Annotated in this window: 10 protein-coding genes; 2 read left to right on the top strand and 8 right to left on the bottom strand. The window is 56.2% G+C overall.

The window, feature by feature from the left end; translation table 11 throughout:
- Positions 1–739: cyclomaltodextrinase N-terminal domain-containing protein (locus tag VIL80_RS03380; protein ID WP_332034749.1), on the bottom strand; the 739-nt coding region annotated here is incomplete at its 3' end.
- Positions 740–1,001: 262 nt separating this feature from the next.
- Here VIL80_RS03380 and VIL80_RS03375 point away from each other — a divergent pair.
- Positions 1,002–3,644: an alpha-amylase family glycosyl hydrolase gene (locus VIL80_RS03375; protein WP_414684514.1), complete on the top strand. Its 2,643-nt coding sequence runs from the start codon at positions 1,002–1,004 to the stop codon at positions 3,642–3,644.
- Positions 3,645–3,776: 132 nt separating this feature from the next.
- On the opposite strand, the gene VIL80_RS03370 is transcribed toward VIL80_RS03375, so the two are convergent.
- From VIL80_RS03370 to VIL80_RS03345, 6 genes are all read right to left on the bottom strand, one after another.
- On the bottom strand, positions 3,777–4,241 hold the full coding sequence (locus tag VIL80_RS03370; protein WP_332034747.1) for an AraC family transcriptional regulator: 465 nt from the start codon (positions 4,239–4,241) through the stop codon (positions 3,777–3,779).
- Positions 4,242–4,250: 9 nt separating this feature from the next.
- Positions 4,251–4,724 (bottom strand): GNAT family N-acetyltransferase, encoded by a 474-nt coding sequence (locus VIL80_RS03365; protein WP_332034746.1) that lies wholly within the window; start codon positions 4,722–4,724, stop codon positions 4,251–4,253.
- 67 nt (positions 4,725–4,791) lie between these two features.
- Positions 4,792–5,175 carry a DUF302 domain-containing protein gene (locus VIL80_RS03360; protein ID WP_332034745.1) on the bottom strand — a complete coding sequence of 128 codons (384 nt, stop codon included), beginning with the start codon at positions 5,173–5,175 and terminating at the stop codon, positions 4,792–4,794.
- Between the two features lie 77 nt (positions 5,176–5,252).
- Positions 5,253–5,636, bottom strand: a complete 384-nt coding sequence (locus VIL80_RS03355) for a DUF6632 domain-containing protein (protein ID WP_332034744.1) — start codon at positions 5,634–5,636, stop codon at positions 5,253–5,255.
- Positions 5,637–5,684: 48 nt separating this feature from the next.
- Positions 5,685–6,575: an MBL fold metallo-hydrolase gene (locus VIL80_RS03350; protein WP_332034743.1), complete on the bottom strand. Its 891-nt coding sequence runs from the start codon at positions 6,573–6,575 to the stop codon at positions 5,685–5,687.
- Positions 6,576–6,652: 77 nt separating this feature from the next.
- Positions 6,653–6,823, bottom strand: a complete 171-nt coding sequence (locus VIL80_RS03345; RefSeq protein ID WP_332034742.1) for a DUF2986 domain-containing protein — start codon at positions 6,821–6,823, stop codon at positions 6,653–6,655.
- A 179-nt stretch (positions 6,824–7,002) separates the two neighbouring features.
- Here VIL80_RS03345 and VIL80_RS03340 point away from each other — a divergent pair, with 179 nt between their 5' ends.
- Complete coding sequence (locus VIL80_RS03340; protein ID WP_332034741.1) at positions 7,003–7,698, top strand: spermidine synthase; 696 nt, start codon at positions 7,003–7,005, stop codon at positions 7,696–7,698.
- Positions 7,699–7,765: 67 nt separating this feature from the next.
- Here the strand turns inward: VIL80_RS03340 and VIL80_RS03335 are convergent.
- A partial coding sequence (locus tag VIL80_RS03335; protein ID WP_332034740.1) for a hypothetical protein occupies positions 7,766–7,981 on the bottom strand: 216 nt, incomplete at its 5' end.

Raw genomic sequence — 7,981 nt, 5'->3', positions numbered from 1 at the left:
CCATGTCCTGGATCACGCCGATGCCTTTTTCCTTTGCCGCGGCCACGAATGCGCGGAAGCTTTCGTTGCTGCCGAAGCGCGGGTCGATGCGGTAGTAATCGGTGGCGGAGTAACCGTGGTAGGAATAGTCGGGCTGGTTGTTTTCCAGCAGCGGGTTGGGCCAGATCTGGGTGAAACCCATGCGCGCCACATAGTCGAGATGCTGTTGCATACCGGCGATATCACCGCCGTGGCGGCCGCCGGGATTGTTGCGATCCGGGCCCTCGAGGGTATCGACAGTGCGGTCGTTGCCCGTGTCGCCGTTGGCGAAGCGGTCCGGGGTGATCAGGTAGATGGCGTCGCTGGTATCGAAGCCCTTGCGTTCGGCGGAACCGGCGGCGCGCGGTTTCAACTCGTAACCTAGTACCTGCTGCCAGTCACCCTGGTGCAGCTGGATCTGAAGGGTGCCGGGTTTTGCGTCTTCGCCTACCGCGAGGTTGATAAACAGGTAGTTGGGGTTCTGCTCGCGCTCGGTACCGGTAATGGTCACCCCGGGATAATCCAAGCTCACTTCCGCACCGGCGAGATCGCGCCCGTGCAGCATCAGTTGCAGGTTGGGCTCCGCCATATCGGTCCACCAGAAGGGCGGCTCGGCACGCTCCAGCTGCGGGCTCGGTACAGCCTCTGCAAAGGCTGGGTGGAGGGTGAACGTCAGCGTAAACATCAGGCTGGCGGCCAGGCGGCTTGTGGGCTTGGACATGGCGGGCACCTGTTTGACCGGTTTGGAGCCATTTAGGAGAGCAGGTCTCCAGTTATTTTCTCCATTGTGCCCAAGGCCGTGGCGGCTGTTATCCCCCTCCGGTGAGGGGGAGTGCCTGCAACAATTCCCGCTTCTGGCCTGGCGCGCTTTTCCTCCACGCCCCACCAGGGGAGGAGGCAGTGACCCATCGGAATTCGCGACCATCCAGACAGGGTCATTCTCTGGCCTGGCGATATACATAAAAATAATCCACCGCGAGATGATGAAAATGTTGAAGAAAACTCTGGCGCTGGCCGGATTGCTGCTCTGTGCGAGCGCGTCCGCCCACGCCGAATGGTACCTGCGCGGTACCCACAACAACTGGCAGGCCGACCAGATGCAGGATCTGGGCAGCAACACTATGCTGGCCGACGATGTGGTCTTTACCAGTGCCGGTGAGATCAAGTTCGACCGCTGGGGAGACTGGAGTGAGAATTTCGGTCTGAATGGCGCGCAAGGCGGCGCCAATATCCCGGTCGCCGCCGGTACCTGGGATATCAAGTTCTACACCGATACCCATAACTACCAGATACTGCCTGCCACCACGCCTTCGGTGAGTTACCACTTGCGTGGTACCTTCAACAGCTGGGCGGAAGGTACTCTGATGACCAGGCAGGGCACCAGCGACCTGTATACCTCTTGCCAGGATTTCACCGGCAATACCAACCCACGCTTCAAGGTCGACCCTAACGGTGGATGGGGGAGCGACGCGGTACCCGTGCAGGACTACACGGTTGCCGCCGGTTGGGTAGAAATCACCTTCAACGCCGCGAGCAACGCCATTTCCACTTCCCAGAATCTGGCTGCCAACTGCGGTGCCGGCGTGTCGGATGCCGATAACGACGGTGTGCCCGACAGCCTCGACCTCTGCCCCAACACCCCCGCCGGCAGCAATGTCGATGCCAATGGTTGCGCGGTCGTGGTTGAGGCTGCGCTGCATCTGCGCGGCACCCACAATAGCTGGGCCCAGGGCGACTTGCTGACACTGGTCGACGGCACCTCCAACCAATATGAGGCATGTCGCAATTTTGCCAGTGGTGACGCCAACGGAGGCCCGCGCTTCAAAATTGACCCGAACGGTGGCTGGGGTAGCGATGCCTTCCCGGCCCAGGATGAACCCGCGAATGGCTGGACTCACATCGTCGTCGACGCCGACAGCGGAGTAATAGTCAGCGTTATCGCCAATCTCGGAAGTGACTGCGGCGCCGTTGAACCCGACACGGATGGCGACGGCGTGCCTGACAGCCAGGACAGCTGCCCCAACACGCCCGCAGGTGCCAGTGTCGACGCCGAAGGTTGCGAAGTAATACAGCCGCCGCTGTCCGATTTCCGCAATCGCAGTATGTACTTTGTGTTTGTTGATCGCTTCAGCAATGGCGACACCAGCAATGACAACGGCAACAATGCCGCCGCTACTTCCAGCAGCAAATCCGCCGGCGGTCTGTCCGAGTGGAAAAAATATTGGGGCGGCGATATCCAGGGACTGATCGACAAGCTCGATTATTTGCAAGCTCTCGGCGTCACCGCCATCTGGGTTACCCCGCTGAACGACAATATCGACAACTCAGGATCCGACGGCGCCTACCACGGCTACTGGGGCCGCGATTTCTATGAAGTGGACGAGCACCTGGGTGACTGGGCGCTGGTGGACCAGCTGGATGCGGAGATGGAGGCCCGCGGCATGAAGCTGGTACTGGATATCGCGCTGAACCACTCCAACCAGGACGACCAGTACGAGTTCGGCGCACTGTATAAAGAAGGAACCTTTATCACCGACGTCAATCAGGACAACGGCACCTGGTATCACCACAACGGCGCCATTGCCGACTGCTATGACAGCAACCCCGCGACCACCTGTGGCAGCGAGTGGGACGATCCCTGGGCCTTCCGCAACAAGACCCTGTTCAACCTCACCGACTTCAACCACGGTGTAAACGCTAACAGCGCAGCGGACCAGTACCTGATTGACGCCGCGCTGAAGTGGATGAGCCACGGTGTGGATGCGTTCCGCATCGATGCTATCAAGCATATCGAGCCGAACTTCATCAACCGTTTCACCAACGCGGTGCGCGCGCAGAACCCCGACGTGTATGTGTTCGGTGAGTGGTACGGCGCCGGCGCCGGCGAGAGCCTGTCGATGCAGTTCCTGAACGAGGGCCGCGGTTCCGAGTTGCTGGACTTCCAGTTGCGCAACCATATCGAGCAGACCATCGCCGGGGATATCTCCATGGTGCAGCTGAATGCCCATGTGGAATCGCGCGCGGCGGCTATGAACGGCCGCGAGAGTTGGCAGCCCATCTTCCTCGACAACCACGATGCCACCCGCACCAGTGTGTTCCTGCAGACCACCGCCCCGGTGGACAACGGCCGCACTGGCAAGGGCTTTGCCAAGTCTCTGGCGGATGCGCGCCAGAACCTGGGGATGGCGCTGGTTATGACCCTGCCGGGCATTCCCACCATTTACTACGGCACCGAGCAGAACAGCACCTGGTTTACCGCCAATGGCGACGGCCAGGTAGGGCACGACCCCTACAACCGTGAAGGCATGCCCTCGTTTAGCCAGACCACGCCCGCATTCAGCATGATCAGCGCACTGGCTAACCTGCGCGCGCAGAGCCCGGCCTTGGCGTCAGGGGCTTACCAGCAGCGCTGGATCAACCAGGACGTGCTGGTATTCGAGCGTGTTTCCGGAAGTGATGTGGTCACTGTGGCGGTCAACCGCGGTGGCAGTACTTCGATCAATGTGAGCAACCTGGTACTGGCCGATGGCCAGTACAGCAGCCTGGTGGGCGGAGACTCTGTGAATGTGAGCGGCGGCTCCGCAGTACTGAACCTGGATGCCAATGAGGTGATCGTGCTGCACTGATCATCTGCGGTTATCGAAAGCACTGGCGGCACAGGTGTCGCCACCACAAAACCCCGGGCTAAGCCCGGGGTTTTGTTTTCTGTTGCATATGCCCCGATGGCGTCGTGAAGATTTAGAAATTACTGTGATCAGCTATTTCAGCGGCAGGTACACATCCGTGATCATATCCTGCTCGCGGATATCTGGGCCGACATTCACATAGTGGAAGATAATAGGCAGGCCGGAGTGCTGTTCACCGCTCTGCGGCAGCCACTGTTCGTAAAGAAACTCGGCCGCCAGCACATTTTCCCGCGAGCCGAGGTGCCGGGCTCTGGCGCAACGGCAGGCGGGAATCACCTTGTTGATCACGCCGTAGGGATTTTCCTCTACTTTACGATCCACCGAAATACACAGGTCGACGCGATACTCCTGCGGCGGCACCTTGCGCGGGTCGTTGTAGTGGAGTCCGTAATTTCGGTAGGCGGGAGAGGGTGGAAAGTTGTTTTCCTTGCGCCACTGAATAAGTTTCATGACGGATTGGTGTTCCGTTTCCGGCGGCCCCTTGTACTCGATGGCGGCGACGCGGGTTTCGGGGAATTCAACGATTTCTACGTTCATGGCTGCTGTTTATTTATCTGCCGTTGATAATTCGCGGACCATGATATCCACCCGTTCACCCTTGTAAACCTGATGTCTCAACAGTGCCCAACCCCGTGTCTGGTAATAGGTTCGGCTGTCCGGGGTAAACAAGTACAAGTGATTGATCGAATTGACGCTACAGAATCGGGTTAAATGCTCGATCAGCTGCTTGCCCACACCCTGTTGGCGGTAATCCTGATGTACGAACAGGTTTGCCAGCCACGGCGTCCACGACTCGCTGATATCCATATCGCGTTCGAGCAGGCTGATAGAGCCAATGACGTTACCATTTTCCACGGCAATAAAAGTACTCGGGATCACATTTGCCGCCATTGATGCGCGGAGATCCTTCTCGAAATCCCCTTGGGTCTCACCGGGGTACAAATGCTGCCATTCGCTGTAATGCCAGCGGGCCAGTGTTTCAATCGCCTGCGGCATTTCTGACAGATCTATTATTTGCATGGTCAGGGTACTTCGGGGTGCCCTCCACTGCACCGATTTTCCGGTGATAGGGCGGGCCGGGGCAATACTATTGTGCGTCACGCAGGATTTTTATCATCGACGACTCAACCTCACTGGCAATATCTGCCAGTGCGGGATCGCTCGACAGGGCGCTGAGCATCTCAACCGGCTTGATATAGCCGATTTTGACCTTGCCGTCTTCGGTGTAGACAGAGATGCGACACGGTAGGGCCATATTAAGCCGCATGTCCAGCGCCATCACTTTCGATGCCTGCAGCGGATTGCAGACCTCGAATACCTTGCACTCCTCATTGAATTCAATGCCCTTGCTTCGCAGCGTCGTGGCCAGATCGTGGACATGCAGAACACCAAAGTTATTCTTTTTGACCGCCTGCTCTAGGTCATCCGCTGCGACATCGAAAGTCTTATTGGTTTCCACTATGTAGTACATGCTTTTCTCGCTTAAGTGCGGTGTTCTTGCCGCTCAACTAACGGAGTTCACAAGTGATGTTATCGGCAGGGAACTTCTTAAATATCCGATTTCTTGGGCATCAAATACCAGAGTACCGCGGCCACCAGGAATAACGCGGGAACGTCCCCAAGTAAATTTGCGCGGTCGGTCTCATCGGCGAGGGCCTGCATGAACATGATGCCGCCATGAACAATGCTCGACCAGATGGTAAACCAGATAAGGCTCTTGTTTGCTAAGGGATCCTTCGCGGCGAGTATCAAAAAAAACCCCAAAGTCGCGTATATACCCATGATCATCTGTTCATATTCGGGCTGTGATGGCGTCCAGCCCCAGCCCGAAGGCCAGATAAACATCATCATCGCCGGTACACCCGCAATGAAGATAATGCCAAATACATAAAGTGCGATGCGTAGGTAATTGAGCCTTTTTTTTCTGTTCATGGGGTTCTCCGGCAGTCTGATTCGCTTTATCTATTTTCAATAGTTTGTTCAGAATTCAGCATCGATATCCGGGCGGAAATTGAAGTACGACATTTCCACCAGGGTTTTATATACACCGGCTACGTTCAGCGGTAACCACTCTTTATACATGGGAAGGTCCGCGTATTCAGGAAGCTGGATTTCGGACTGGAGTGTTTCCAGGGTTTTTCCCGCCAGCATGCCGTCGCGGACCGCGTCATATAGTGCTTCAAGATAGCTCAGGTACCGCTGAACATCTTCGCGCGTTCCAGTATTGGCGTGGCCACCGACGAATAGATCGAAGGGTTCGCTCGCAAGTACTTCGCGAGTGGAGCGGATCATGCCATGGATGTCGTACCCTGGCAGATCCCTATAGGGCATCCGGCCAATAACAATCCAGTCGACAACGTACAGAACATTTGCCGGCATAAAGCGCATGCTCACCGAGCCGCGACCATTGTTCGGTCCGTGATAACGAAGCTCGACGCGACTATCACCCAGCTCGATAGCCAGCTTGTCGTGAAAGGTGATATCCGGGATTGCGGTCGGAGCGCGGGTCCATTTTATGTCTTCGGCCGCATATTCATGTGCCACTACTGTAGCGCCATTTTTAGCCAGAATATTGCCGCCCAAGATGTGGTCGACATGATTGTGGCTATAGGCAATGTAGCGGATTGGCACTTTGAATCGCGTTGAAAGTTGTTCCCGCAAATAAGTGGCAGCCTCTTCGCTGATAGGGTCAGTAAGGAATAGCCCTTCCTTGGTTACCATAAATACGGAGTGGTAGTGCCCAGCGGTGAAGCGGTAGACATTGTCTTTCATGTGCTCGATTTGGTAAGCGATCCGGTCCTCTGCAAAAGTGCATAAAGAATGGAGCGAGAAGAGCAGTAGCGTGAACAGCGATGGGAGTGATCTGCGCATAATCAATCTGGGGCGGAGCTAAGAGCTGGCTTGAAAATCAGCAGTGGGTTTCGCTGTCAAAACGGTAAGTGTAGGACTCAGTTATGTTCTGGTGCGACGGCCGTCTGTTGCTGCCCATCGGCATCCAGCGACTGTTTGGCGCGCTCGGCCTTAGATATATAGCGCGGTTTGCCTTTGGGGTTAAGCTTGTCGTTGGCCTTTTTCGCTTTCTTTTTCAATATTTGGTTGACTTTCTTCCGGCGATTCATGATTCACTCGACAGGGTTGCGGAGATAAGCAAGCCGCATAGCTTGCCGCTAAGGTAATTGGGTTTAATCTAAATAAACGGGGAAATGGTGCTGCGCTCATTTTAACGTTAGCAGCACCGCCAACCAACGTGTGCTACATTGCGCGCCCCATCTTGACCGCCCCACAGTGAGCCCTCGCCATGAAACCCTGGATCGAACTCGGTACCGCTAATATTCCCAACGATGGCGGCATCCTCACGTTGCGCCAGCGTGACCAGGAGTTCTCAATCTCCCTGTCCGGTCCCCGTGGCGAATTGATGAACAGCCGCCGGTTTCACAGCGAACAGCAGCTTTCGGTGCTGGGCTGCGCCCACCTGAAGAATCATGAGAATGCCCGCGTTGTTGTTGGTGGAATGGGTATGGGTTACACGCTGGCTGCAGCGCTTGATGCCCTCCCCCCCAGTGCAGAAGTGATCGTTGCCGACCTGATCCCCGAGGTGGTGGAGTGGAACCGCGGACCACTGGGCGCCTGTGCCGGACGACCGCTGGATGACAGTCGCGTCGTCGTGCATATCGGTGATGTCGGTGAATTGCTGGTAAATCACAATGGCAGTTACGACGCCGTGTTGCTGGATGTCGACAATGGTCCCGAGGGGTTGACCCACAGCGACAACAACTGGCTGTACTCCATTGAGGGCACCAGCAGTATCTACAACAGCCTTACGCCTGGTGGTGTTCTGGCGGTTTGGTCGGCAGGACCCGACACCATGTACGTTAGTCGGCTAAAGAAGGCTGGCTTCCAGGTCGAGGTGAAGACCGTGCGCGAGCGCCCCGGTAAGGGGGCGCGGCATGCGATATTTATGGCGAAGAAAAATAGCCGTGCGATAAGCCGGTAATTCTTGATGTTTGGCAGCTGCTGGGAAACTAAAGCGGGTAGATCGTCATGTTGTCAACGTTAGAGGCTTACTTTGATAACCGTGCCTTGTGTATTAGCTGGGAGCGCCGATATACCGCAAAACCACCCCATGCTGTACCAACTAACACAAGCAAAAAAACGAGAAGGAAGTGTGGCAGTAATTCATACTTGGCTAGAAGGCTGGCGCCAATGAGTAATCCGAGAATGATGCTGCCTGCGACCTTCATCTTGGTTGTTAGTACTTTGTAGTTTCTATAAACCGA

The organism is Microbulbifer sp. (genome assembly GCF_036563125.1).
Taxonomy (GTDB): Bacteria; Pseudomonadota; Gammaproteobacteria; order Pseudomonadales; family Cellvibrionaceae; genus Microbulbifer.
Note: the sequence above shows the minus strand (reverse complement) of the source record. Positions and strands in the feature narration are given on the sequence as shown.

Bases quoted from the DNA above. Each gene is read 5' to 3' on its own strand.
- VIL80_RS03350 (WP_332034743.1), bottom strand. From the start codon at position 6,575: ATGCGCAGATCACTCCCATCGCTGTTCACGCTACTGCTCTTCTCGCTC.
- VIL80_RS03365 (WP_332034746.1), bottom strand. From the start codon at position 4,724: ATGCAAATAATAGATCTGTCAGAAATGCCGCAGGCGATTGAAACACTG.
- VIL80_RS03340 (WP_332034741.1), top strand. From the start codon at position 7,003: ATGAAACCCTGGATCGAACTCGGTACCGCTAATATTCCCAACGATGGC.
- VIL80_RS03370 (WP_332034747.1), bottom strand. From the start codon at position 4,241: ATGAACGTAGAAATCGTTGAATTCCCCGAAACCCGCGTCGCCGCCATC.
- VIL80_RS03355 (WP_332034744.1), bottom strand. From the start codon at position 5,636: ATGAACAGAAAAAAAAGGCTCAATTACCTACGCATCGCACTTTATGTA.
- VIL80_RS03375 (WP_414684514.1), top strand. From the start codon at position 1,002: ATGAAAATGTTGAAGAAAACTCTGGCGCTGGCCGGATTGCTGCTCTGT.
- VIL80_RS03360 (WP_332034745.1), bottom strand. From the start codon at position 5,175: ATGTACTACATAGTGGAAACCAATAAGACTTTCGATGTCGCAGCGGAT.
- VIL80_RS03345 (WP_332034742.1), bottom strand. From the start codon at position 6,823: ATGAATCGCCGGAAGAAAGTCAACCAAATATTGAAAAAGAAAGCGAAA.